A 25,571-nucleotide genomic window follows, 5' to 3' on the forward strand; every position below is an offset into this window, starting at 1 on the left:
CGGAACACATAACACGAAGCGCAGTGGCGTAAAGGACATCCGCGTGCCGCGTTTTGTTAAATAACCTGCCTCAGTTTAATCATGATAGGGTTAAAATGCTGAGTAGAATCACTTGCTCTAGTTATGTGGGCTCCTGTCAAACCATCCCTTGAAGTACAGTCAAAGACTGGCTTTCGTGCTTCTAAAGAATAGGGGACTAGGCTATGAAGGTTCGGAATGCGGCCAAGATTCCATTCATTGTCAACCCAATGATGCACCTGACTAATTGGATCGAGTTTATCAATAATGTTGTCTCTTACTGCTTGCTCAACCCTACTTCCGAAAATTGACCAACCTCGCGTCATACCATCTTGATTTTGACGTACGTTGTGCTGCTGCATTACATACCCAAGAAAAGTCGGCTTGCCAGCAGGAAGATCCAACCCTTGACCTTTCCATGAACTATTGCATTGTCCCCATTCATTTGCCCAGTTAACGAGCTTGTTTCCTAGATTTTCAGTACCTCTTATTGAGAACAGGTCTGGAGACATCGGTACAATAAAGTAATCACTTGCAGCCAAAATCGCGCGATTGAGTGCGCCAAGGTTTGGTCCAAGATCCAACAGAATCACATCAGCATCAACCTGTTTCCCGCACCATTTTACATATCTGTATATCGCCGATTGGACTCGTAGCGCAGGTTCAGCACCACCTTTAGCGGAATTCCATGTATCACCCAATACGTCCTCCTAATTACTCAGCAAAATATCTCCAGGAACCAAAAAGAGGTTCGGGTATTGGCTGCTTACTCTGGAAGGGCGTCTTTTCCGGATGTCCCCCATACCCTGATAAACCCTTTCGACAGCGTTCCAGATACTATTTCCTCGATCTGGCTTCCAGCTTTGTTCAAGCTCTGTTTCCGAGATACAGTAAGAGGATAAATTACATTGACTATCTAAGTCTGCAATCAGAACTGTCTTCCCTTCTTTCTCAAGAAGGTGGGCAATATGGTACATGTAGGTGGTCTTTCCGACTCCACCTTTATTATTAAAAATACTAACTATCTTCATTCGGTCTCCAATATTTAACGCGGAGCGAAGCAGCGGCCCGTCAGGGACGTCCGTCTTACGCGAATTATTATGAGATTTTTACTCCAAACTTTGAAAGATCAATGCTGAAAAATGGAGTTAAAATTTCCTTTTCAAATAATGCCAGCTCATTGTCAGGGACGGGGGTAAAAGTAGAATTATCGCTCGGTGCCCACCACTTTTTTTGTCCCATGTACTTCTCTTTTGATATTGAGGCGCTGATAAACCGAAAAGGGCGGTCGAGCCACCCCTCGCACCGAGAAGAAAAGATGTTCGCAGGGCCGGTGAACTGACCGAGCTCATAGATACCAGCATTCCCATGGGTAAGATAAAAATAGTCACCGATTTTAGCGTCAATAAATTGCTGGGCCTGCGACTTATTTGAGGTAGCTTTCGCTTTCGTATCTTTGTGGACATAGACCAATCTTTGGTCAATTGACTCAATGATTTGATTAACACCGAACTCTGCGGTGCCCTGCGACAGTTTCCAAAACTTAGGTTTCAAGGTGTAACTCCTTTACTCATAATCGGGGAGTTGACGGGCGGGTTCTCCTGCATACATAGGCCCACGGCGCCTGATTATGCGGGAGGTTCTGCCAGTCGAACTGGTTGCCTTGATAAGTTGATATTAGCTAGTAAATTAGGCGTTTTTGCCATGATAACTTTATTTTTAGGTAAATTTACTTTGATAATTTGATATCAACTTAAAATTCAGGCAAGTTTGCCTGCATATTTGTTAATAATTTATCCACAGGCATATCAAAATACGGTAGACTGACTTTCAGTAAGTTCGTCTCCCTGCCAGCAAACTTTAACTGTCCTGCGCAGAACCTATCGCGCTGGTTTATTGGTTATCGCATCCCACGGCAACCGATTGAAAACAACAATGCGGAAACTATCTGAATTCTTTATTAAGGACGGAAGCAATCTTAAGGAAGAAGAACGGGGGTGAGTTGAGGGAAGCTAGGGAAACCGGGAAATTAAATCAAATTACGCGGTATCAACTCGGGCGGGTAAGGCTCAAGATAATATTTTGACTGACATAGGAATTCGGGTGATCAAGGCCCTTCCCTGCTTCTTGACACCATCTCATTTTTGTTTTTTAAAGCGACTCATTTCAACCCCTTTTGAGTGACGTTAATGCCTGAATTTAGAAGCGCACAGGAATGTGTCCGAGTTGAAGTTGTTGTTAGCTACTTTTGTACACATCCTGTCGGTGACCTACTTTGACAACCACTACGATCAGCTCTTCATCTTTAATTTCGTAGATGATCGCCGAAATTTCATAATGAGCGCCTCTATGGATTTGAAGATTCTCGTAACTTCTTTCTTGGAAATGCGCCAGAAATCCTTGCTAAAGGATTGCTTGACGCTGACCTTAAAGCTTAGCCTTGTTAAGACTTTCAAGCTATATTAATACGGAAATCACATACATTATCGGCAGCTTTATGGATACCATTTAGCGTAAACAAATTCAGAGAAAAATTGAAAACACTTGTAGAATAGATGATTAGCAAGCATAGACCCCTCAAGGTTACGCGGCGGGCTAGCGAGGCTTTTATAGTATTAAGCGCCGATGACTGGGAAAGAGAGCAGGAAACATTGCATGTACTCCAGAGTTAGAACCTGGTGGGGGAGTTGACGGGCGGGTTCTCTTGCATACATAGGCCCACGGCTTTTGATGATGCAGGAGATTCTGCCAGTCGAACGGTTGCTCGCTGCGGCGCCTAGTTGACCATCACCGCTTTGTGCCCTCCCGGCGGCCCAAGCTCTCGGCGAGAAAAGACGATACCAAGGCATTCATGCTCACTCCTTCTTGTTTTGCGCGCGCGGTCAATCGAGCGTGCAAACTGCGCGGAACTCGGGCAATGAACTTTCCGCTAGGTAGATCGCTGGGATTCGGAATCTCGCGCCCAGATTCCTCTGCGGCTTTGAGCCAAGCCGCCAGCGCATCCTTGCCATTAGCCATGGCTTCTTCAGGCGTTTCACCATCCGACATGCAGCCCGGCAGATCTGGGTAGCTCACTAGCCATCCACCGCCTTCTTCATCGGCGAGAGGGCGGAACTCAAAAGGATACTCAATATGCTTCTTCATTCTTCCGCTCCAATATCATCCAACAAAGCAAGGAACTGGGTGACGTACACCGGCTTGATGGGGCGCTTGAACGGAATCGTTACGGCCAGTTCGGAATCGGGATGCAGAAAGACAAAGTGGCTACCGCCAGTTTTCCGAACATCGATACCGAAGCGTTTCGCCACCGTTTCCAGCTCGTCGATGCGCCAACCGCGCGGATTGGTTCGCATCTTCGCGAGTAACTTTTCAGCCTTGCTCATGAAGTATTCTATGATATTTTATATGATATCATAGGGCAATGCCGCTCAGCGACGGCTCGTCAGGGCCGTCCGCTGCGGTGATTTGTTAGTCGTTACCTTCACGATCTTGGTACTCCATGAAGGAGCGACGAAATATCATCGGACGCTAGATACCCGGAATGGGGGCCTACGGATTGCCAGCACCGGAAATCATAATGGTGTCATAGCTGAATATGTGACCAAGGATATCTTGACCGACCTGGAGGCTCTTAATCTTTTTAAGATTGAGCTCAATGGTTCTCCGGCTAATAAAGCCAAGCTTCGCAACCATGCGTTTGTTCGTGCAAGCAAGTTCGGTGGTGACATGGCGTATAAGCGCAGCTAGCCAAAACAGCAGTCCCAAGCTCCATAGCCAAAAAAGGGAAGCAATCGCTTTTCCACGGAGAACAATTTTCAATCATAGAGAGGCAACCCACGGCTTAATGCGTGGGTTGCCTGCTGCTTTAGTTACTCGCTCACCATTAGCGATCCATTCGCAAGATCATTACAAATGACATCTGGCACTAATTTAACGAGCGGAATGATCCCCTGCAAGCCCTCGTCAGGAATATTAAAGCTTACCGTTCCGTTAGTGCAGCTTTGAAATTCGATATTCAGGGTGCCTACTTCGGTGGTAGCTACCGGAGTCGGATCGTTGAAAACGCCTCCCGTAGTTTCGAACAAAGTGAGTTCCCCCCGGTTATTTTCAAAAGGACCTTGAGCCGTAAACCAGCGTTGTCCGGTACCGTCGGAATTGAACGTAAACCAGGCTACAAATAGTTCTCCTCTCGATGGAATCACATCAATTAAAAAGCCTTGGCCGCTGGTGCTAGGATTATACCAAGTGCCACTATGACCAAAATTAATGCTACCTGGCCCTCCTTGAGTGGTAAAACTGAAATCATCGACCATTAGCCCGAAACCGGTGAACTCTATCCGGGCAATAGGTTGGGGAGGATTTAGGGTGACAAAATTCTCCGGGTCCGCGAAGAAGGTAGGGGCGTTGCTGTTGGCACTGGCAATAACATCGCCCGTGGCATTAAATGCGGTCGCCGTGGCTGGCGCAGATCCAGCCTCATGAACAAAAAAGAATGTGGCACTGTCAGCAGGTTGATCAAATGTTACCGTTGCCGTGTCATCATCAGATTCTAGCGCATAGGCGAAGGCCCCTGACGAATAAAGCGCCGGGACACCTTCTGTTAGTACAATACCGCCACTGAAATTTGCCCCTCCCTCGGAAAATTCCGTTTACCCAGCTCGATCATCGAAAGTAATAGGCCCCTCTTGAGCCAGGCTGCTCCCTGAAGCCATGATAAGCCCTATTGCCGCAATCCATATTTTCCCCTGTGTCATAATCATCCCCTCCGTATTGACTCCACAATAAAATGCTACAACATTTACGTTAAAGATATTTCATAAAAACAGGTGCCCGATAAATTTCAGGCTTTTCCTGCATACAACTTCTTCTTTTTTTTCCTCTAAAAGTATAGAAGGTTTTTATGGGGTTATGGAATTCGATATTGAATCAATAAACCAATAACATTAACTTCAAAATCATTAGGGGTGGCCATGAGAAAAAGATGGTTATTAATCAATGGATTCAGTCCTTCAAAGTGCCAGTCGCGGATGGTCCCCCGTTCATAGCGGTGTAATAAACGTAACGCCAAGTTTTTGCTGATGTTCCAGCGCAGATTCGTCTCCAGTATGTGGCGGGTATACCGTAGATCGGGAAAGGAATTGCCAATCGTATCCAAAGCCAATTCAGGGTTTGCCAGCGCCAGATTTGAGACTGCCTCATAATCGACCTCACTGCGTGACCAATTAAAAGAGTAGTTGCCATCGAAGATAAAGCGATCAAATTGGTAGTAAAAACCAAACCCAAGGGCAGAGTTAGTTTCATCCACGTTCTCCTGCCAGGCGGCCCTTAAGGGAAAGGTGGCCCCACCTGCATTCGGATCAGTGGAAAAGCCTGCATCGTTAATATTGGCCATAGCGTTGGTTTTGGTTTGATAACTGCCGAATACATAGGTGCTCAGTTGGGCAGAGGGCTGGTAATTCCATTCCAGATTGACGGTATTGCTTTCATCCTGAAGAAGGCCGAAACGGGCATCAAAATCGTTGTCAACCCGAGCGAAGGAAAGCGAGAGATCCATATCTTCCCGCAGCAGCACATTCGCAAGGCCACAGAAAAGGTGTTGTTTCCGGTCACTCAAATCAAATTTACGCAGATCCGCCAGTGTGAAAGGAGTTGTCCCGGCGGGTGGACGGGAGCTAAATCCGGGCAGAGAATTAGTAAAAAACGACGTATAGGGGTCAAAGCGATAGGGACTGTCCGTACGGTCTGAGAATTCATAGGAAAAGCGAAACGTAGCCCAGGAAACTGAACGATTAGAGGTGCGGACTATGAACCGATTCTCGGTAGTTTTATCCCGCTCCCGATAGTCCCGATCAATCTCCTCCCGTTGGTAGCCTAGGCTCAGAACCGTTTTGGGAATGAGACGATAATCGGCGTTAAAGGACCAATTTATCTTGCGCTGGGCAAAGGGAACATTGCGAAAATGAAAAGGTATGGCCGATTGGTTCGGATTAAAGACAAAGCCACGGCCGGGATCAGCTCCATCCTCCACAATATAGCCAATCTCGCCCGCCAGGGGGTTGAAGGCCGTATAGTCGGTGTCATTATCTTCATCATAGTAGCGAAAATCCGCTCGCAGGGTGAGAGGATCAAAGGGGATTAGCCTCAAGCCTGTCTGGAATAGCCAGGTATTGATTTCGGCGTTGGCAGTTTTCCGTCCCAGAGCCGCGGTGGTATTCCAGTTACTCAAGTCAATACCTGCTGCGGATTGGCCCGAGTTGATGGTGGGGGGGAGCAAGTCATCATCTTGATGCATGCGGGACCAAGCGGCAGTGGAAGTAAACAGTCCCCTGAGGGGGAGTACATAACTGAAATCTAGTTTCACATTATGAAAATCGTTATCAGGGTATAGTGCAAAACGGCCTCGCTCAACGGCGAAAGAATCTCCTGGCAGATTTTGGAATGGGTTTTCCCAGCTCAGTGCCTGGTTATGATTGCGGAAAAAGGAAGCGTTATAAGTAAAATTTAGTTGGTACTGATTGTGTCCATAATTAATACCGGCGAGTAAATTATGGGTTCGGTAGTCAATCGGTTCCACTGTTTCCACCACCCCCCCTGCCGTGCCGCCGCATAAAAAGGGGCAAGAAAAGTGCCGCCAAAAGGGCGCCCGCCCGTCCTGTTCTCTTGCGTATAGCGGGTATACATTCTAAAGCGGGTGCTGGGTGTGATCTCAAACCCCAGCCCTCCTTTGGCCCGGGATAAATCCAGAGAGCGGCGGGAAGCTGATTCCAATGCGGTGCGAATATCTGCCGTTGAGTTATCGCCGGGGATTAGCCCGGGGGGCAGCAAAAGCTGGTCGCTGCCTACTCCCTCGAATAAGGTGATGGCATTGGTTTCGAATACATGGGGGATTTCATTGAAAAACCCCATCAGCTTAAATAAGCCATACTGCCCGCCTTGGGCCAGGTAATATTGATCCTTCCTGTCCACTCCGCCCCCCGATAAATCAAGAAAGTAACCGTTATCTTCCCGCCAGGCGGAGAGATTAAAATAATTGAGAAGGGGGCCTTCGCTCCAGTCACTATACTCGATGAAGTTCTCGGGTGTGTCCCCATCATCGTCCAGGAGAAAACCGCCTTCCAGGCTGCCCCGGTAGCGCCAGGCGTTTATTTTTCCAAATTCCGGCGGTTTAAAAGGAGGCGCATACAGCAAGCCCGTGGGAGATTGGGAAAAAGTTTCTTTGAAAGTCGCTAAACCCCGTTCATCCCGTCTTTGCGTGGTATCGATCCCCGTGGGGTTGAGAGTATTGGCAAAGAGGGTATTGACCCCGTTTGCTGAATTCGCTTGGGTAGTCTCGGCTATGGCCAAACATAGCCAAAGAACAAGAAGCACGCATGGGGCTTTTGATAACATCGCCTCAGCGATGGAAACGAACCCCCGAGGGATGATTAGAACCATGGATTTGAGCATGACAGTTTTGACAACTTCGGTTCATCAGCCGTGCATCGGGCCTTAAACCAGCGGGAAGGTTAGTCATGGTCAAGAGATCGTTGGGATGCCCTCGATTGGTATGGCATTGCTGGCATAAAAAGGGCCGCGCTACCGACAGTAAATTTTCATGGTTGGAGCCATGGGGTAAATGGCAATTTAAGCAGTTTTCCCGAACGGGAGCATGCTCCCAGATAAACGGTCCCCGTTTTTCAGCATGGCATTGGTAGCAAACTTGGTTTACCGTATCGGCCTTGAGAAGGGGCGTGGTGTTTGAGCCGTGGGAATTATGGCAATCAACACAAGAAAGCTTGCCTTCTAGCAAAGGCATATGGGAGCGTTTGCGAAACTGGACCCGCTGTTGTTGATGGCAGGTAAAGCAAGTTTGGCTGATACTTGCTTTTTTTAGCAGCCCATCCTGGGAGAACTGCGCCATTGGGTTATGGCAGTCGCTGCATCCGAGATCGTTGACTTGATGGGTGGAGCCTAGCCAGTAAATCCTCTCTCTGCCCCGGTGACATTGGAGGCACATGGCGTTTTGCTGGAGAATAGAAGACTCGGAGCCCCGGGTAAAAGCCATGATTTTGGATTTGCTGGCAGGTTCGGCAATATGGTTAGTCCGGGTCCATGGCAGGCTTCACAGCCCTTGGTTTGGAGCGAATTCTGGGGATTAAGATAAAAAACTCTCGCGTGGACAGTGTGACTCCAATGGCTATTTTCAACTTGGTGGCAGGCTACACACATGCCCTCCCCCACGTAGGTAGCATCAGCCTGCGCTGGGTTACCAAGAGGCGGACTATCGGCGGCGGGTAGTGTAGATCGGCAACCGGTCATCAGAGAGAGTATTCCCACTACCGTCAGAAATGCTAACTTCTGCCAAATATTTATATTTAATAGCGTAATCTTCATCAAGGATGAGTATAGTCCTATTATTGATAGGTAAAAGTGCGGGATGAGCTACCTCCATCAGATTAAGGCTTGCAATAGCTATACGCTAAAGGACTTCCGCCCCTTTTATGTAGACGAGGTTCAGATAGGCCATATCCGATCTTCCTTTGCGGAAAAACTCCGAAGCTGGCCAGCGGTTTTTCGGGTGTCTCCGGCAGCGGTATATCTCGCGCCTGATCTCCACTCTTTTGCAACCCGGACAGAGAAGGTAAAAACTGTCTTAAAAGCATTGGTGGAGGAAGGCGCTCTTCCCCGCTGGCATGGGGAAGAATACCCGGTGACCGCTTCCTCCCGGGAAGCAGCGCTATTTGCCATTGACCGGGGGGCGGCCCCTTACTTTGGCATCCGGGCTTTTGGCCAGCATCTAAATGGTTTCGTCAATGACGGGGACCAGTTGAAAATATGGATTGGCCGACGTTCCCCCAATAAATGGAACGCGCCGGATAAGCTGGATAATCTCGTGGCTGGGGGCGTGCCCCATGGAGTCCCGCTGCGGGAAAATCTAGCCAAGGAGTGCTGGGAAGAAGCAGCCATTCCCCCTGAACTTGCCGCCCAGGCGCTCTCCGTGGGCTATATTTCTTACCGCATGGAAACCGCCCAGGGTTTCAAACCGGATGTGATGTATTGCTACGATTTGGAATTGCCCCCTGACTTCGTCCCCCAATGCCAGGATGGCGAAGTGGAGGAGTTTTATCTATGGCCCGTGGAAAAAGTAGCGGCGTTAGTCCGGGAGACCAATTCATTTAAGAAAAATTGCAATCTGGTGATTATCGATTTTCTGATACGCCGGGGTTTTATCACGCCAGAACATCCCGATTACCTGGAAATGGTGGCGGGTTTGAGAGTGCCGTTGGAAGCGTAACCCGGGCAGTTCTTAACGCTTCCTTAAGAAAAAATCCAGCCGATAATATCACTATAATATAGTTGTTTTCCTTGTTCGAAATTATCCCCGATGGATAGGGGCAGCGCGTTAATGGTATGGGAGTCAGTCACACCTCTCCGGGCTAATTGTTCCCGCCATTTTTCATGTAAGGAATCCCGGGAAAGTTCGTCAGGGGAGAAATAAGATTGCGCAAGGCATGGGTAGTTGCGTTTTTCATGAACTTTATCCTTTACGTTTTTAGCTTTTTTTTCTTTCTTATCAAGATATTTCCAGACACCGTCGTCTTCCCGATCAAACCAGAGCAAGTTCGGATTTTGATCTTTTCGGAAAGGGCAACACTGACTATGTCTTTGGGTCAATACCATTTGCGGACGAGCGCCTTCAATAAAAGACATAGCCTGTTTTGACTGCTCGGTACTTTCCAAAAGTCTCTGTAACTGACCATGTTCAAGCTGGCGCATATCGGGATAAATATACTGGTTTTTGATTTTCTCAGCTTGAATCAGCGGTTCTTGGAGCGTAAAGCGGGCATCAATACTTTCTTGCAAGCTCTCCAGATCAAATATCTGCGCTAATGTCTCGGCCCTGTCAGATAGTTTAAAGTGCTTAGACTCCGGCCCGGGTTTGGTAAAGCGCATGGGTTGCTTATTTAAGCCCCGCATGGTTTGGCTCATTATCCGCATGTTGGGTTGACGGGCTTCCCAATGTCGCCGTTGCCGCCAAATGCGCCCGGCCATTTGAATCAAGGACCAGTAAGAATTGGGTTCGACAATTCCCCAGTCATAGTCGTGATCCCGTCCCACTTCCGATATGGGAGAGGTGCTCACAATAACCAGTAAGTGAGTTTTTCCCTGTTGCCGACAATTTTCTAAATGGGCGCGCAAAGTTGGATGATCATGCGCTTGCCGCCCTTCTTTACGCTTCAAAAGAGTATTTAATGTTTGTTCAATGTGATGGCGGATGAGCGGTAAATGTTTGGCATGGTAGCAAATCAGCTTTACCTGAATATCATCTAAATTAGCAGGCATATTAAGCCAGTGCTTAGCAAATCCGCAGGTATGGGCAACATTGCTCCAGCGAACGCAGCCGATGGAATAGCGAACGCCGCTTTCCGGATCGTGGCTCGCCCACTGTTGATGCAATTCCCTGCAACTCTCCATTATGTTTTGATAAACTGCTGCCGGTCCTTCAGCAATGGGTATGAGAACGGTATCCAACCGCCGCCGCGCGGGTTGTTGCTGTAGCGTATTCAACAGGGCCTGGATAAATCGATCATGTTGCTTGGTAAAAGCAGCATGATCAGCGACAGAGGCTAATTTGATATGGGCGGCATGATGGCTGAACCAACCGCAGCGGATAGGACCCGATTCCATGCCTTGAAGTTGCCGCCAACGATTAAAGCCGGTTTGGTAGGCGCGGTAGAAAGCGCGTGCGGTGGCCGGTGGCAAGGTAGCGGAAGAAAGCAGCAATTTCCGCCCGTTGAAACCCACCACATAGGCAAGTTTTAATAATGCGGGCAAATCCTCGGCGGAAAAGCTGTCGATTTCGTCAATAATCAAGTCTGATCCCGCCATGCGAAAACCCAGGACGGCCGCTGATGCCCGCTGGCTTTGCAGAAACGGCATCAAGTGATCGATAGTGCAGACCAGAACAGGAACTTGTAACAGGTGATTAAGTTTGGGATTATTGGGCGCGATTATATCTTCCGGCCAGGGGGCGTCAGGATCGTAATCGAAATCAAATTCGCCGGTGATTCCTTCATACAGGGAGTCGTCCAGGGCGCTGCTTTCAACGCCGGCCTGTTCTTCCTGGGAAAACAGGTGGTTTCCTTTTTCGGCGCCTGCCTCTTCCCCAGCATTCGCCATCTCATGAAGGGCGGTCGTTAAAGCGCCACCCACCATGATCGCGCATTGATCCCCTACGGCATCAGGCATCTTGCCAAACCCCAAATCATCACGGTATTCATCGCCAGTTTGCAAGGTCAAGGTGCGCAGTCCCAAAGCAACTGTTAACCGATAATTTTGATGGCGGTTAGCGGCAGCCAGAATGCGGGCGTTACCCCGCGTTTTGCCAGAGCCGGTTTCGGCCATCACGAGCGCGAAAAAGCCTTCCTTGGCGTTATCTTCTTGCCGTTGGATTTGGAGCACTTTGCGTTCGGCTTTTTGCTGCCAGCTAAAGGCTTCTTCTTTAATTGGAACGGTCAGGGCGGGGGGAGAGGTTTCAATGGTGCTGGCTTTACGATTATGCTGAAGTTGATGCAGCTGGTTGAAGGCTTTTCCCGAAAGTTTGCCGACTCGTTCCAAATGGGCGGCCAGCGTTTGTCGTAATTGCCCTTGTTGGCTGTTGGCGAAACAAACCTGCGCCTGGGCTGATTGGGATGGGACGGGGAGTTCCCTTTTCGCCTGGCTGGAAATGCTGTGATCCGCCAAAACGAGGGCGCAGCGAGCCATATAGCGGGCAGCGCTATACCAAAGCACGCGATCCCGGATAGGAAGCGCGTGTTCCTGTAAGAGGTAACGGGCACGCCGGGCATGTTTGGTAATCTCATTGACCCATCTTGGCGACTGTGACCAGGCGGGACGATAATCCGTGGCTAGCCGTAGCCCATCCTGCAATTCCTGAGATCTGTTAAGGTAGGTTTCCTCCAGCGGCGCAAAGCTATCTTCATGTCCGTCCGGTAATTTATGATGAGATATGATCAAAAAACAGAGCACGCTTAGCAAAGGCGCTAAACCCCGATCACCTTCTGCCGAACTCCATTGTGGGCGTAACGTGCTCCCTTCAATGGGTATGAGTTCCCGCCAGTGATCATGGGACGTTTCCTTCCATATCCGATGCAGGGCTTCATAAATTTTTTTGGAGTCGGTAAGCGCCGCGAGCCATTGCTCGTCTTTAAGACTGGCCAAACCAAGGGCAGGTTTGGAGAGGTTATGATTAGCGCCGGCAACCCGGCGCCGGCGTCTTTTGGGGGTAGGCTCGACCGGTGGTGGGTTATCCTCGGCGGCAGGTAGCGCAGTTAAAATGATAAGCCGCAACAGCAGCAAAAGCGATATTCTCTCGTGGCGCACGGGATCGCTTTGGTTGCTGTTTTCATCCCGTAGTTTGCGCTGAAAGCAAGCGCCATGTTTCCCCAGATCATGAAAAAGCCCGGCCAATATACAAAGATGATTAAGTAGCCGCACGGCGGGCGCGGCCTCTTCGTTAACGCTTGGCAAAGGAGTTGCGCTATGGCTGAAGGCAAACTCACCATTCCGGCTAAAATGCCGGCGGCTGCCCACCACCCAGGCCAACTCCGTTTGGTAGCGCCCCTTGACGCGATGACAGGCAACCGAAGTATGCCGGCTGGCCGCTTGAGTTAATTCCCGGCGTATGTTTTGCAAACCTTCCGCGCTAATCCGTGCTAGCCAAGTGCGCCGCCCGATTTGCACCGCATAGCGAGATAGAATGCGGCGCGAGCGTTTCCAGGCAGCTTTTTCGCATTCGCTGACGAATAAAATAATCACAGCTGGGCCACGCGCTTGATGGACTGGAAGAGAAAGGTCATAGCGTGGCTTTCGTCAAGCCAGGCAATGCACGCCTGGCGCATCTCTTGATCACTGCGGCCTGCCGCAGCGTGCTGAAACGCAATGGGCATCACGCATGTATCCTTAATGATGTCGGCCACATCAAATACCAAAGCCCCGCGCCGGGTAGTGCCGTGAATCACCGGCAAGGAATGGGGAATTCCCAAAACCCATAAAACCGCTGCCGCAATCCCATAGACCAGATAGTTGCCATGATCAAGATAACTGTTAAAGGGGTCGTTAAAATCCCGCTTGCCAGGATCGCGGGTGAAGTTTTCAGTCTCGGTACAGTTCGCCCAAAATTTATAAAGTTTTTTTGCGAACTTGGCCTCCTGGGCCAGGATCGTTCCGTTGTCCCCGGCCAGCTCAATGTCCGCCAGATAACGCTCGGCCAGCTTTTCCAGACTCGCTTTATGGGGTTTCGGCTCTGCCAGTTTGGGCCATTGCTGCATTAAAAATTCGGCCCGGTTTCTTTGAAATGTCTTAGCTACCTTAAGGCGCTGGTCATTGTCCTGCCATAAACGCATCCACGCTTGACAGTATTCAGTCGGCCGGTATTCGTTTTGAGAAGCCAGAAATAAGGGACTTCCCCCGCCGCCCACAAACGCCACCATCACCTGCTCGCTTGCCAGCAGGCGGGCGGCCGCTTGGGTCAGGGAAGTGCCGCTACCCAGCAGAATGACATTGGTATTCGCCGGCGGGATAGCAAAAAATTTGGTGAACGCGCCTTCCTGGCAGGCATACACCACCCGCTCGTCTTTGGCCATCACTCGGCAATGCTCCAGATAATAAAGCCCCTGGCGGTGCGAAGGCAGTATCGGCATGAAATAACCCTGTCTGTGTCATCAAATCCACCTGTGCGGCGGTGAAAGGTTATTCAATTAAAAAACTAAAATTTTCTAAACCGCCTCCCTTTTTTCTAATCCATTTTCACGGCGGTGAACCTATTCATAAAGCCTCATTTTTAGCCTGAAGGCGGCGATAACTTTAGCACGCCCAGTTGTAAAAAGGGACTTGATCAATGGGTACACTATATCTAAATAGATTTTTTTAATTATAAAACTAAAATGGTATTGTTTTAACCAGCAGACAGGACTATATTGCTCTCCATAATTTAAGGCAAGGGAGTCATAAACCGTGTTGATAGATGATTTAACCCAGGCGCTTAGCGCCAGTGAAGGCTCATCCGCCGAGCAGTTGAAACAGCTCAAAGCCCAACTGCTAGGCCATTGCCGAGCGCCTGTCAAGGTTACGGATGAGGACGTTCCCCCTCTGCTTATTGCCGCGATTAATTTTGCTTACGGCAATCCCACTTCCCCAGAGCAGTTGCTAAGCGCGGAAAGCGCCAAGGCCGCGCTGACTGCCAAGGTAACCCCTAAAACTATTGGGGATATGTTTATTTGGGCCGCCTTGGCTTCCCATATGGGCACCCACCATCCCAAGTCCCGCAACGACAAGGTCAGTTCCGGACCCATTGTGGCCCGTTCCTTAACACCGCCGCCAGCAGGCTTGGTGACCTCGGCTAACCTCAGAACGCGCCAATTCTCCGGCTCCGGTAATGGCGCCAATACCGCCCACTATCAATGGTTGGCGTTCACCTATGAAGACTCGGCCGGGGTATTCAGCGTGATTGAGCGCGCCGCTAGCCAGGATGAGCGTCTGGGCGAAACGGTGCTGACTTTGGGCATTCAGGAAAGTCAGTGGCAAGCCTTCCAGGAAGCGGCGGAGGCACATTTAACGGTCACCAATTCCGCGCCCTTGGATCGGCAATTAAAACAAGTTTTTATTCCTGATCCAGGCCAAAATAACGATTTTATCGTCATCACGCCCCTTGCCGCCACGGCGGTTATCGGCGCATTTGAACAGCATCGGACTAAATTGCGGGAACAAGACGCCAACCTGAATTTTCACCGGATAGGTGTTGGTGGTGCTAAGCCGCAAAATGCCGGCAGCCTGATGAATGAACTGGGCGGTAATCTGCGGCAATTAACCATGACCATCCCCCGGCTTGATCTCACCCAACGGCAGCGGCGGCTTTGGCATTTGCAGCGAGGGCGGCTGTTCCAGCCCCTGCCGAAAAAAGAGGCGCAGCGTTTTACATGGTGGCTGGAGCTAGATTGGACTCAGCGCTACGGTAATCGGCAAGACCATCTCCAGCGCCTTGAACAGCGGATCGCTGAATGGCTATTGCCGGAGCTTGAGGTGCAGGAACAGCTTTTTGCTTGGCTATCATCCGATTCCCTAGATGCTGTTCATGAGCGCCAAAAACTTGAAGCCGAGAATCTGCCCAACTGGATTTTAACTTTGGCGGGGATCAGTAAAAATCCGGAAACGGAGCACGGCACTCACGAAGCACGGCAAGAAGCGGCCTATAAGGCGCTTACTTTTCATTTGAAATCACCCCTGAGCGATGAAATCGATAAGCTGATTCAAGACGCTTTGGAAAGCCTGTTGGCTAGGCGCTACTCGGCGGAGGGGGCAGTAGCATGAGCTCTTATTATCTTCTCTTACCCACCTTACATGTGACTGGCTGCAACTGGGAAAGTAGCCACCTCACCCGTTCATTGCCCTTAACCGCCATGGCGGGTTTTGCCGATTATTTGGTGTATTTCGAGCTTGCCGACAACGCGGCGGAGGCTGGCGCCGATTTGAAAGGCTTCGCGGTCTGCCTCCATGACGGGCAAATCCATGAAGGCTTGAGCAAAAATCCCCTTGCCTTGTGCAAGGGCAATGGGCTCAGTCAAGCCCGGGATGATTTGCTTAACCCGCCTCTCCTTCCAGAGGTCAAGGGTTCTCTGTCCCTTAGTTTGGTGGTGGCTTTGGAGCTAGAAGATAAATCCGCCTTGGATGAGTGGCTGAAAAACCGCGCAACGGCATTTTTACAGACTCGTCGTTTAGCAGGGGGGGATATTATTGGAATAGGTCAACCAAAAATTTACAGCAAAAGATCCGAACTAGCCAGAGAAATGGGGCGGCTGCCGCCTGGCTGGTTTATTGGTAATGGCGCTGAGTTCATTAGCAATGCGCCTGATCCCTTTGCGGCCCTAATCAATGCCACGGCTTGGTTTCCGGTGGAGGATAAAGAACCCCAAACTACATCCGCTCACCCTTCCCCCTCCAAGCGGCGCCAGCATCCTCGCCATTGGCTCTATGCCACCTGCGTCGGCTACCAACTCCTGGAATCACCCCAACCGCGCCGTAACCGCAGCCATGGGTCTTCAGATACCAATTCTGCCACGAATCATGCCTACGCCGAACCTGTACACAGTCTGGCTGAGTTGGTCTGGGCACGAAAGTTGTTACAGCCCCAGGATGATTCCACGACCGACAACTGGCTCACGGAGAACAATCTACTATGGCGCTGGGAAACCGACCCCCCTAGCCGCACAGTTTATCTTTCAACGCAAGCGCTTTAAACACTACTAAGGAGTTTCCATTATGGCGACTGTTCAGCTTCCCTCATTACTCAACTATACCCGCAGCATTGTTCCCAGCGAAGGCACCTTCTGGGTGGCCAATGCCGATAACCGGCCATTGCTTATCCAGGATAAAACCTTATTAGGCACCATCGCCAACTACAGCTCAGTCTACAAAAAAGATAAACAGCGTGATGAAGGCGCTATTGAAAAGGAAATGATGGCCGGCGACAACAATATTCAACGAGTGGATAGCTGTCATCTGCCCGCCGATGCGGATACTTTTGAGCTTCGTTTTACGCTTAAATTTTTGGCGAATGCCAACGGCCCTGAAGCCTGCGAAGGTGCTGAATTTCGAGAAGACCTGGAAAGCATAGCGCAAGCGTACGCTGAAAAAGGCGGTTTTACCCTACTGGCCGAGCGTTATTTGGCTAATCTTCTAAATGGGCGGTTTTTATGGCGCAATCGTTATGGCGTCCAGCGTCAAATCACCCTGCGTGCGCCCTATAACGAGCTCAAAGAAAAAACCTTTGAGATTATTGACCGTGCGGAACCCACTCTGCCGCAAGTACGGATGGATGAGCTCAAACCTTGGATTGATCATATTGCCAGCGCACTCAGCGGTAAAACCTCTTTTTTCCTTATGGAAGTCAGCGCTAGGGTAACCATTGGCCTCGGGCAAGAAGTGTACCCCAGTCAGGAATTTGTTGATAAGGATTCGCGGGGGCAAGGGAAAAAGTCCAAGACCCTATTTTTTGTGCAAGTCGCCGATCAACAGGTCGCTGCCATGCATAGTCAAAAAATCGGTAACGCTATCCGTACCATTGATAATTGGTATCCGGACGCCAATGCGGATCGTCCGCTGGCGGTTGATCCCTTTACCGTCGATAAGCGCCGAGCCCGTGCCGTGCGGTTGCCGGATCATGGAAAATCGGACTTCTATAGTCTTTTAAAAAATTTACCCGCTCTAAAAGATGATATCGAGCATGCGCCGAACGCTGAAGCCATACCCGGTCAAGCCCATTATTTTATGGCCGTGTTAATACGCGGGGGGGTGTTTAGCGGAGAGAAAAAAGCAGAGAAGAAAGCCAAGTAGGGGAAATATTGCCCATGTTTTCAGATTATTTTGAAATCCAGTCAATAGGACAGCCTGAAGATACGCACTTTATTCTAAGCAAGCTTTTCACCCGGATACATGGTGTGCTGAAATCCGAGTCGTTAAATATTGGCCTTGGATTCCCGAAGCTTAGCCAACATTCCCCTGGAAGCATTGTGCGTTGTTTTGGGACGCCTCGGGAGTTGGAGCAGTTGCAACGCAATAGCGGCATTACCCATCTTGAAGGGCGTGGGATGATTACAATCGAACCAATAGCAGCCGTGCCTTCTGATGCGAATGCAATTGCTTATCGGCGTGATCGTAGCGCAGAGAAAGATTTAGCAGGGTTTAGGCAACGGCAAATGCGCCGCCGAGTCCGGCGCGCCGAACATGCCCCAAACCAGCCGGAAACGAACTTGAGAATAGAGGCAAAGAGCAGGCTGCAAGATAACGAGAAAGCGGAACGGCCACCTTATTTACTATTAGAACGGGATGGCCGACGACTGCCTATTCATATTAGTACGGCAAGCTTTCAGATTAATACGAATATTTGTCAGTTCAGTAGCTATGGATTAGCCAGGAAGGTTGAAGATAAATATTCGGCCGTACCCATGTTCTGACCTTACTTTATTTTATAGAATAAAAAGGCCAGTAATAACAAATAATTAAATGAATTTAAAAAAAGTAAGGTTTTAGGCTAATGTTCGACGCAAGACTTTATGGTTGCTACAGTTTTTAGCTTTAATTTACTGTTCACCGCCGCACAGGCGGTTTAGAAATACCAAGTACATCAATATCTCTGGAGTTATTTGTTCACCGCCGCACAGGCGGTTTAGAAATAGACAGCATTCTGAGCTGGGCGGTGGCGGTAGTTCACCGCCGCACAGGCGGTTTAGAAAAATTTAAAAAGAACAGAAGTCCCGTGTTATCGGTTCACCGCCGCACAGGCGGTTTAGAAAACCTACTCACCAAAGATTGGGGTTTATCTATCGTTCACCGCCGCACAGGCGGTTTAGAAAACCCTGGGGCTAGGCTTGGAAGTCAAGCGCGTGTTCACCGCCGCACAGGCGGTTTAGAAAGCTATAAAAGTTAATTAGTGAGAAAAGGGGATGTTCACCGCCGCACAGGCGGTTTAGAAAGAAGCAAGTTCAGGACTTACGCAAAAGCGTATTTAAGGGTCCCCATGGTGTTGAAAGAGCAGTAGAGTTTAGGACATGAGCATATCGCTAACGTGCTTGGATGATTGCCGATATATCTAGCTGGTGGTGGACAAGCGCAGAATCCGGGAGATGCACCATCAGGCGGGGATACGTTATTTAGACTTTACGCCGGTGATGATGGTGGTCAACGCCTATTAAGATTTCAAAATATTCCGTTTTTAAGAGGCTTAATAATGTTCATTATTTCACAAGATTGACATGGATTAATCTACAGAGAGCGCCTTAATTCCAAGCTATCATCCTTAAGGTGAAGAAGGAGAAGAAACAAGAAAATAACTGCATTAAATCGGCTGATGAGAAATAGCTCATTAATGTGATAGGCCCAGGCAAAGGCAATAGCTCGGAGGAGGAGAAAAATGGCAAATACATATCTGGTGGAGAGGTTCTGTGCTGTCTTTGCGGCCTTGATTATGGTTGTGTTCCTTACGTCTACCCAGGCCATGGCACAGTCCTGTGAGAATGCCTGCGGGGATCAGCATCACTTATGCCTTGATGACTGCACCGCACATTCACCACACAACATTTGTGTTCCCCTCTGCCGGGCCGATAGAGCCCGTTGTCTAGAAGACTGCAATAATCCTATACCCCATGCTCCAGAAAACGTGACTTTGGTAGAGCGGGAAGCCACCTCAATTGAGCTACGGTGGAGGGATAGGGCGGACAATGAAGATGGTTATCAATTGCTGCGGCGGGTAGGTGCCAGCGGCCCCTGGTCTATCCAGGCTAGCTGGGGTCCTTGGAGCGGGACGACAACCTATACAGACACCGGGTTATTGCCAGATACGTTGTATTGCTACCGTGTGCGTGCCTTTAACCGTAATGGGGGTAACAACCCGCTTAGTCGGTGCGCCTTCACTAAAGATGGCAATGGATATGCCGTGTGGCGTGCCCAGATCATTTTTCATACCGCCAATGTTTCCAATGCCAACACAGACGATAAAGTTTATGTCAACCTCAACGGGTACGCCAACGCTGTCCCGCGCAACAATTCGACATGGCTGGATTATGGCCGCAATGACTTCGAGCGGGGAACCACCTATGCTTATGATCTCAATCTCGATTACCTCGGTGAAATAGGCGATATCAACCAAATCAACATTTCTAAAACAGGTGATGATGGATGGTGTATTCAGGACTTCACTTTGCAGGTCAATGGGCTCGATCTATTTACGCAAGACTTTAGTAACCTTTCTGGGGGTTGCCTGTGGCTGGACAGTGAAGGTGGGCACTCCCGGACCCATATTGTGTCGCATGGGGCACTGCGCGCACATCCGGATTGGAACAGCTACAACCATACCGGGGCCAAACTGCTTCTAGCGAATAACGGGATTAAGAATGAGGAGATGGTAAGTCGCCTTGAGGGCATGGTTGGCGACGATATCCATGATAATAAACTTTATTGGGGGCATCTCCATGGTCCGGCTGTCGAGGTGAGCTACGGCTGTCCGGCTGGTGCGGCCTCTTGTCAGACTCTCCACATCGATCTCGATCTCGCCGCTAGTGCCCCTGGCCCCAACCCCGAAGTAGACGTGGACTTCGATCTTACCTTTTCCTGTGATAATCGTCAGCTACTGATTACTTCATCGAACGTTGAGATCGATGCAGATTCAAATTGGTTCTGGGAAATATTGTCCCTAGGGTTGATCAACTTCATTGATAACGCCGTCGAAGAGCGAATTGAGAAAGGCTGGAAAGCCATTACCGAAGTGATCGAGGTCGGCGCTGACTGCCGAATCTCGGTGGATACCGAGGGTAATCTCCTAATCGAAGAAGGTGAGTCCTTCAACAGAGCCAAGAATTTACCTAAGCTTGACTTAAAAGTCAGATGATGATGAATCCTCCGCACCCTGGCGAACTACTACGTGAAGACGTAATTGCCGAGCTTGGCTTGACGGTTTATGACCATTTCCTCCTCTTGGCTATCCCGCACAGCAGGACAGCTGTGTCACATCTTTAGTGAAAGCCTGGGCGCAGAGCTTGAGGCCCTCCACCATGGTTAGGTAAGGGAAGGGCTCATCGCCGATCTCCTGCACCGTCATGCGCGTGCGCAGCGCCATCACGGCGGTCTGGATCAGCTCTCCAGCCTCTCCTGCCACTGCTTGGACGCCTAGCAACCGACCGGAATCCCGCTCGGCTACCATCTTGATGAACCCAGCGGTGTCGAAGTTCACCAGCGCACGGGGTACATTCTCCAGATCCAGCACCCGGGATTCCACGTTAAAGCCCTGCTCAAGTGCCTGGGCTTCCGTCAAGCCGACGGTGCCCACCTGGGGGTCAGTAAACAGTACGCCTGGCATGGCGCTGAGGTCCAGTGTAGCTTCGCCTCCCGTCATGTTGACGGCGGCCCGGCTGCCCCCGGCAGCGGCGACATAGACAAACTCCGGCTGATCGGTACAGTCACCGGCGGCATAAATACCCGGTACCGTGGTTTGCAGATGCTCATCCACTAGAATCGCTCCCCGGGCAGTTTCCACGCCGATGCTTTCCAGGTCCAGGGCTTCGGTGTTGGGTGTCCGTCCGGTGGCTACCAGCAGTTGCTCCGCTCGCCATGTCCCGGCGTTCGTCTCCAGCACAAACTCCCGGTCCCTGTAGTCCACCCGGCTCGCCTGGGTCTCTTTCAGCACCTGGATGCCCTCGCGGCAAAACGCCGCCTCCAGGGCCTCACCCACCGCCGGGTCTTCCCTAGAAAGCATTCGGCTCCGAGCCAGCACGGTGACCTGGCTGCCCAGCCGGGCGAACGCCTGGGCCAGCTCCAGGGCGACAAACCCAGCGCCGATGACTAGCAACCGTTCGGGTACGGACTCCAGTGTCAGGGCACGGGTGGAGGTCAGGTAAGGCGTATCGGCCAGTCCCGGCACCGGCGGCTCTGCCGGGCGGGCGCCGGTGCCAATAAAGGCGCGATCGAAGCGAAGGGTCTGTTCACCCCCCTCAGTCAGCGTGACCGCTAGCTGATGCGCATCCATGAATCGGGCCTCTCCGTGCAGCACCGTGACGGCGGGATGGCCTCGCAGAATCCGCTCATACTTGGCATCACGCAGTTCTTCGACACGGCCCTGCTGTTGGGCAAGCAGCGCCGCCCGATCGATGACCGGCCTCTGGACACTGATTCCCCCGTCGAAGGGGCTTTCCTTGCGTAGATGGGCAATATGGGCAGCGCGAATCAGGATCTTCGAAGGCACACAGCCGGTATTCACGCAGGTGCCACCAAGGGTACCGCGCTCGACTAGGGTGACGCGGGCGCCGCGCTCGGCCCCTTTCAGGGCGGCGGCCATGGCCGCGCCACCGCTGCCGATCACGGCGATGTGCAGGTTGTTTTCATGACTCATGAGAAGACTTCCTTGACGGGGGTGCGTCATGGTTACAACAGGCGTCGTATTGTTTCTTGCGCCATAGTGCATAGAAGGTCAGGCCGATAAAGAAGGCCAGAGCAGGAAGTAGCACCACGTCCAGATAGCCGGTCAGTGCCGCCAATCCAAGGGTGCCGAGCAGAATCACCAGGATCGGCGTAAAGCAGCACAGGGCCACCAGGATGGTGCCTATCACACTCACGCGGAGCAGGGCTTGGGGGTTCTTCATGGTCACTCCCTATTCGTTTCCGAGGATGTCGACATGAGGCTCTCCTTCCGAATATCCGCTTGATGGCTTAATCTTACTTCCGTAGTCAACTACGGAGTCAAGAATCATGAACGAAGCACCGGAAAACCTGACCATCGGCACTTTTGCCAAGGCGGCCGGGGTCAACGTGGAGACGATCCGCTTCTATCAGCATAAGGGGCTGTTGCCGACGCCGGAGCGGCCTCCTGGGGGCATCCGGCGCTACGGCAACGCCGACGTGGCGCGGGTTAAATTCGTGAAGGCGGCGCAGCGACTGGGATTCAGCCTAGACGAGATCGGGCAACTGCTAAAGCTGGAAGACGGTATGCATTGCAGCGAGGCAGCGGCGCTGGCGTCGCAGCGGTTGGATGATGTGCGCGCCAAGCTCGCTGACCTGCACCGGATCGAGGCTGTATTGACCGAGCTAGTCAACGAATGCCACACGCATCAAGGCGATGTATCGTGCCCGCTCATCACCGCCTTGCATGACGGCTAAGTCATGTCTAGCACGTCGGTGTAGTGCTGCTGACTTCTGACATTCCGTGCACTTGCCTCCCTGAAGAGGAGGGGGCACGGTTGCCGAGTGTTTAAACCTTCCCTTCATATTGAGTTGCGCCCAGAGTAAATTTGGGGGTTTCGGTGCCGCTGCTTTATCGTTGACTACCAGCCTCCGATCGCTGATTTTTTACGCTATTGGTACTTTCGGAGGCGTTTCACACAAAACCCCTCTCTTGCAAAAAAGGTCTAAACTCGGGCAATCTGCCACGAGGCGCTGTGGAAGGTACTCCTCGTTGCCGATCCTCCGGTAGACTGGTTTTTTAAAGGATTTCTCGATGACGCATTTTGGTCTGCTTTGCCCCGCTTTGACGGGGCATCTCAATACGTTGCTACCCTTGGGACAAGCACTGCAAAAGCGCGGCCATCGCGTAACCCTTGTGGGTTTACTTGATGCCGAATCCCCAACGCTTGCCGCAGGTTTGGAATTTCGGCCTATTGGTGAAGCGGAAAGACCTGCGGGGGCCATGGCCGAGCTCACCGCGCAAGCGAGCACTTTAAATGGGCGGGCGGCGCTTCGCTATGCGGTCAAGGTCTTTCAACAAGACGCTGCCTTGCTCCTGCGGGAAGCCCCGGCAGTGATTAAAGCCGCGGGGATAGACGCGCTGCTGGTCGACCAAGTCTCGCGAGGAGGGGGTACGGTTGCCGAGTGTTTAAACCTTCCCTTCGTCACCCTCTGCAGCGCTCTGGTGCTCAATCGAGAGCCAACCATTCCGCCTTTTAATACCTCCTGGCACTATCATCCGGCCTGGTGGGCCCAGCTACGCAACCGACTCGGCTATGGGCTGCTCAGCCGCGTGACCCAACCCATCACTGAAGTCATGGCGGAATATCGCCGCGCGTGGAAATTACCCCCCCTTTCTCATCCCAATGATGCCTACTCGCCACTGGCGCAAATCAGTCAACAACCAGCTGAATTGGAATTTCCCCGGCAACAATTGCCTCCCTGGTTCCATTTCACGGGACCCTATCACGCTTCAGAAAGTCGGAAACCAGTGTCGTTCCCATAGGAAAAGTTGACAGGACAACCGCTGATTTACGCCTCCCTGGGCACGGTGCTCGGCCGCTTTAAGGGTATTTTTCAGCAAATTGCCGCCGCATGTGAGGAACTCGATGCCCAGTTGGTGATTTCTCTCGGCGGTTCAGCCCCTCCCGAAGCCTTGCCGACCCTACCGGGTGCGCCGCTGGTGGTCGGCTATGCACCCCAGTTAGAACTGCTCCAACGGGCCGCGCTGACGATCACCCACGCCGGCATGAACACCACCTTAGAATCCTTAAGCAATGGGGTACCCCTGGTCGCCATTCCCATTGCCAACGATCAGCCTGGCGTGGCGGCACGGGTAGCGTGGACCGGCGCGGGGGTTAGGGTTCCCCTGAAAGGTCTGCGTGTCCCCCGGCTGCGCCAGGCCATTGTCCAAGTGCTGACCCACGATTCTTACCGAAAACAAGCCCTCCGGCTCCAAGCAGCTATCCAGCGCGCAGGAGGGGCGGATCGGGCCGTGGAAATTATTATGCAGGCAGTTTCTACCGGCAAGCCTGTGCTAAGAGAAACCAACGCCCCAGGCATGGGCGGTTAGCGATGAAAAGAGGGATCGATTATAGATAGGGCCTTTCCCCCCTGGGGCGGATGACTTTCGCCGCCACGCTGCGAGGGTATTTACGTGGGGGGTCCGACCTCCAGGGGCTGTGATGGGCGTCAATCTGGCCGCGGCGCGGGGCCGCTTAGGGGGTCGGCGCAAATCCCTCAATCCCGACCAGCGGGCGCTGGTAGTTTCTCTCTGTAAACGACCGTCAGCTTAAGCAGACGGCTTTTTGCTAGGACTTACGCCATGCTGGACGGCCTGCAAACTCAGCCTTTTACAGCGGGTTTCCACCTGGCAATCCCGCAAGGCATCTTCGCCGGTTTACGCGTAGCCGTAGGGGGCAGGGCTCACAAGAGCGGCGGCGTGTTGCAGGTTGTGCCTGCCGACCTACTGGTTGCGACAGGACGGTTTAAACAACCTGCACCCAGGTGCTCATTTAATTTTAATACAAAACAAAGGAGGGTTCACGCTTCCTCTGCCAGCTACCTGCCCGCGCCGCTAGGCAGGCGGGAAGCAGGCAGTCTCCGCGTGATGAAATATTTATGAGTGTCATCTTCTGCCAAAAAATGTCACTATTTCTTTGCTTATTAGCTTGATGTTTAACGATAAACGTTATAAAATTTCTTCATGATCAAGTGCTTCCGCTGCAAAGAAACCCAACGGTTATTTGAAACTGGAAAATCCCGCCGGTGGCAAAACATCCGCGCGGTAGCCGAACGTAAGCTAGCCCAGATAAACGCTGCACGGGAACTGCGAGATCTCGCCTCCCCGCCAGGCAACCAACTGGAAGCCTTAGAAGGCGACCGCGCCGGACAATACGGTATTCGTATCAACAAGCAATGGCGGGTGTGCTTTATCTGGACGGACGAGGGACCGGAAGCCGTTGAAATTGTAGACTATCACTGAGGAGGTAAAGCGATGTTTAAAAACAGGATGCGCCCGGTTCACCCGGGCGAAATTTTGCGCGAGGACTACCTAAAACCATTGGAAATGAGCGTCAATGCACTGGCCAAGGCATTGCATGCACCCACGCCCCGCATCAACGATGTCGTACTCGAGCGGCGCGGCGTAACGGCGGACACGGCGATGCGCCTGGCGCGCTATTTTGATACGACACCCCAATTTTGGATGACCTTGCAAATGGAGCACGATTTGCGTGTAGCTGAAATTGAGCGGGCAAACCGGATAGAAAGCGAAGTTCAGCCGCGTCAAGTGGCCTGATCTTCTTGAC

At 51.4% G+C, this 25,571-nt stretch carries 24 protein-coding genes, 2 pseudogenes and 1 CRISPR repeat array; of the genes and pseudogenes, 13 read left to right on the top strand and 13 right to left on the bottom strand.

Annotated elements, in window-relative coordinates:
* Window positions 1–56 precede the first annotated feature (56 nt).
* A pseudogene (locus tag NOC_RS14540) lies at window positions 57–1,049 on the bottom strand (ParA family protein).
* Between the two features lie 67 nt (window positions 1,050–1,116).
* Entirely contained in the window at window positions 1,117–1,572 is a 456-nt protein-coding gene (locus NOC_RS14545; RefSeq protein WP_002813811.1) for a hypothetical protein, read from the bottom strand.
* A gap of 1,001 nt (window positions 1,573–2,573) precedes the next feature.
* On the opposite strand from NOC_RS14545, the pseudogene NOC_RS18255 reads away from it, so the two are divergent.
* A pseudogene (locus tag NOC_RS18255) lies at window positions 2,574–2,687 on the top strand (type II toxin-antitoxin system Phd/YefM family antitoxin); the annotation flags it as partial.
* Between the two features lie 118 nt (window positions 2,688–2,805).
* Here the strand turns inward: NOC_RS18255 and NOC_RS14555 are convergent.
* From NOC_RS14555 to NOC_RS14585, 7 genes are all read right to left on the bottom strand, one after another.
* Window positions 2,806–3,162, bottom strand: coding sequence for a type II toxin-antitoxin system HicB family antitoxin (locus NOC_RS14555; protein WP_002813241.1), 357 nt, complete (start codon window positions 3,160–3,162; stop codon window positions 2,806–2,808).
* A complete protein-coding gene (locus tag NOC_RS14560; RefSeq protein ID WP_011331053.1) occupies window positions 3,159–3,401 on the bottom strand; it encodes a type II toxin-antitoxin system HicA family toxin in 243 nt (80 codons plus the stop codon). The genes NOC_RS14555 and NOC_RS14560 overlap by 4 nt, the downstream gene beginning before the upstream one ends.
* Before the next feature lie 166 nt (window positions 3,402–3,567).
* On the bottom strand, window positions 3,568–3,711 hold the full coding sequence (locus tag NOC_RS18685) for a PH domain-containing protein (protein ID WP_368730341.1): 144 nt from the start codon (window positions 3,709–3,711) through the stop codon (window positions 3,568–3,570).
* Window positions 3,712–3,887: 176 nt separating this feature from the next.
* Window positions 3,888–4,331, bottom strand: coding sequence for a hypothetical protein (locus tag NOC_RS14570; protein ID WP_002814225.1), 444 nt, complete (start codon window positions 4,329–4,331; stop codon window positions 3,888–3,890).
* 593 nt (window positions 4,332–4,924) lie between these two features.
* Complete coding sequence (locus tag NOC_RS14575) at window positions 4,925–6,601, bottom strand: MtrB/PioB family outer membrane beta-barrel protein (RefSeq protein ID WP_168023436.1); 1,677 nt, start codon at window positions 6,599–6,601, stop codon at window positions 4,925–4,927.
* Window positions 6,520–7,362 (bottom strand): MtrB/PioB family outer membrane beta-barrel protein, encoded by an 843-nt coding sequence (locus tag NOC_RS18455; protein ID WP_002813328.1) that lies wholly within the window; start codon window positions 7,360–7,362, stop codon window positions 6,520–6,522. The genes NOC_RS14575 and NOC_RS18455 overlap by 82 nt, the downstream gene beginning before the upstream one ends.
* A gap of 49 nt (window positions 7,363–7,411) precedes the next feature.
* Window positions 7,412–8,062, bottom strand: a complete 651-nt coding sequence (locus NOC_RS14585) for a DmsE family decaheme c-type cytochrome (protein ID WP_231561842.1) — start codon at window positions 8,060–8,062, stop codon at window positions 7,412–7,414.
* Window positions 8,063–8,109: 47 nt separating this feature from the next.
* Between NOC_RS14585 and NOC_RS18265 the strand changes: the two genes are divergently transcribed.
* Together NOC_RS18265 and NOC_RS14590 are read left to right on the top strand one after the other, a co-directional pair.
* Window positions 8,110–8,295, top strand: coding sequence for a hypothetical protein (locus tag NOC_RS18265; protein ID WP_231561843.1), 186 nt, complete (start codon window positions 8,110–8,112; stop codon window positions 8,293–8,295).
* Window positions 8,296–8,434: 139 nt separating this feature from the next.
* Window positions 8,435–9,292, top strand: coding sequence for a DUF4743 domain-containing protein (locus NOC_RS14590; protein ID WP_002812901.1), 858 nt, complete (start codon window positions 8,435–8,437; stop codon window positions 9,290–9,292).
* A 23-nt stretch (window positions 9,293–9,315) separates the two neighbouring features.
* On the opposite strand, the gene NOC_RS14595 is transcribed toward NOC_RS14590, so the two are convergent.
* A complete protein-coding gene (locus tag NOC_RS14595; protein WP_002814278.1) occupies window positions 9,316–12,816 on the bottom strand; it encodes a hypothetical protein in 3,501 nt (1,166 codons plus the stop codon).
* On the bottom strand, window positions 12,813–13,700 hold the full coding sequence (gene cas1f / locus NOC_RS14600) for a type I-F CRISPR-associated endonuclease Cas1f (protein WP_002813084.1): 888 nt from the start codon (window positions 13,698–13,700) through the stop codon (window positions 12,813–12,815). Before cas1f ends, NOC_RS14595 begins: the two co-directional genes overlap by 4 nt.
* Window positions 13,701–14,013: 313 nt before the next feature.
* On the opposite strand from cas1f, the gene NOC_RS14605 reads away from it, so the two are divergent.
* The 5 genes from NOC_RS14605 (at window position 14,014) to NOC_RS14630 (ending at window position 20,437) form a co-directional block, all read left to right on the top strand.
* Window positions 14,014–15,366, top strand: a complete 1,353-nt coding sequence (locus tag NOC_RS14605; RefSeq protein ID WP_002812358.1) for a type I-F CRISPR-associated protein Csy1 — start codon at window positions 14,014–14,016, stop codon at window positions 15,364–15,366.
* Window positions 15,363–16,292, top strand: a complete 930-nt coding sequence (locus NOC_RS14610) for a type I-F CRISPR-associated protein Csy2 (RefSeq protein ID WP_002811940.1) — start codon at window positions 15,363–15,365, stop codon at window positions 16,290–16,292. The genes NOC_RS14605 and NOC_RS14610 overlap by 4 nt, the downstream gene beginning before the upstream one ends.
* Before the next feature lie 22 nt (window positions 16,293–16,314).
* Window positions 16,315–17,388, top strand: a complete 1,074-nt coding sequence (gene csy3 / locus NOC_RS14615) for a type I-F CRISPR-associated protein Csy3 (RefSeq protein WP_002814020.1) — start codon at window positions 16,315–16,317, stop codon at window positions 17,386–17,388.
* Between the two features lie 14 nt (window positions 17,389–17,402).
* Entirely contained in the window at window positions 17,403–18,008 is a 606-nt protein-coding gene (gene cas6f / locus NOC_RS14620) for a type I-F CRISPR-associated endoribonuclease Cas6/Csy4 (protein WP_002812325.1), read from the top strand.
* A gap of 131 nt (window positions 18,009–18,139) precedes the next feature.
* Window positions 18,140–18,527: direct repeats of the CRISPR family, unit length 28 nt; unit sequence GTTCACCGCCGCACAGGCGGTTTAGAAA.
* 437 nt (window positions 18,528–18,964) lie between these two features.
* A complete protein-coding gene (locus NOC_RS14630; RefSeq protein ID WP_011331056.1) occupies window positions 18,965–20,437 on the top strand; it encodes a PLAT/LH2 domain-containing protein in 1,473 nt (490 codons plus the stop codon).
* Between the two features lie 90 nt (window positions 20,438–20,527).
* Here NOC_RS14630 and merA read toward each other — a convergent pair whose 3' ends face one another.
* On the bottom strand, window positions 20,528–21,934 hold the full coding sequence (gene merA, locus NOC_RS14635) for a mercury(II) reductase (RefSeq protein WP_002812363.1): 1,407 nt from the start codon (window positions 21,932–21,934) through the stop codon (window positions 20,528–20,530).
* Complete coding sequence (merF, locus tag NOC_RS14640) at window positions 21,924–22,184, bottom strand: mercury resistance system transport protein MerF (protein ID WP_002813332.1); 261 nt, start codon at window positions 22,182–22,184, stop codon at window positions 21,924–21,926. The genes merA and merF overlap by 11 nt, the downstream gene beginning before the upstream one ends.
* 106 nt (window positions 22,185–22,290) lie before the next feature.
* Between merF and merR the strand changes: the two genes are divergently transcribed.
* From merR to NOC_RS14665, 5 genes are all read left to right on the top strand, one after another.
* Window positions 22,291–22,698 (top strand): Hg(II)-responsive transcriptional regulator, encoded by a 408-nt coding sequence (gene merR, locus NOC_RS14645; protein ID WP_002811971.1) that lies wholly within the window; start codon window positions 22,291–22,293, stop codon window positions 22,696–22,698.
* A 337-nt stretch (window positions 22,699–23,035) separates the two neighbouring features.
* Window positions 23,036–23,767 (top strand): hypothetical protein, encoded by a 732-nt coding sequence (locus NOC_RS18270; RefSeq protein ID WP_002812693.1) that lies wholly within the window; start codon window positions 23,036–23,038, stop codon window positions 23,765–23,767.
* A 6-nt stretch (window positions 23,768–23,773) separates the two neighbouring features.
* The gene (locus NOC_RS18275; RefSeq protein WP_002812959.1) at window positions 23,774–24,334 is read left to right on the top strand and encodes a glycosyltransferase; all 561 of its coding nucleotides are present in this window, start codon (window positions 23,774–23,776) and stop codon (window positions 24,332–24,334) included.
* 633 nt (window positions 24,335–24,967) lie between these two features.
* The gene (locus NOC_RS14660; protein ID WP_002814243.1) at window positions 24,968–25,246 is read left to right on the top strand and encodes a type II toxin-antitoxin system RelE/ParE family toxin; all 279 of its coding nucleotides are present in this window, start codon (window positions 24,968–24,970) and stop codon (window positions 25,244–25,246) included.
* Between the two features lie 12 nt (window positions 25,247–25,258).
* Window positions 25,259–25,561, top strand: coding sequence for a HigA family addiction module antitoxin (locus NOC_RS14665; protein ID WP_002814171.1), 303 nt, complete (start codon window positions 25,259–25,261; stop codon window positions 25,559–25,561).
* Window positions 25,562–25,571: the final 10 nt, after the last annotated feature.

The organism is Nitrosococcus oceani ATCC 19707 (assembly GCF_000012805.1).
GTDB lineage: Bacteria > Pseudomonadota > Gammaproteobacteria > Nitrosococcales > Nitrosococcaceae > Nitrosococcus > Nitrosococcus oceani.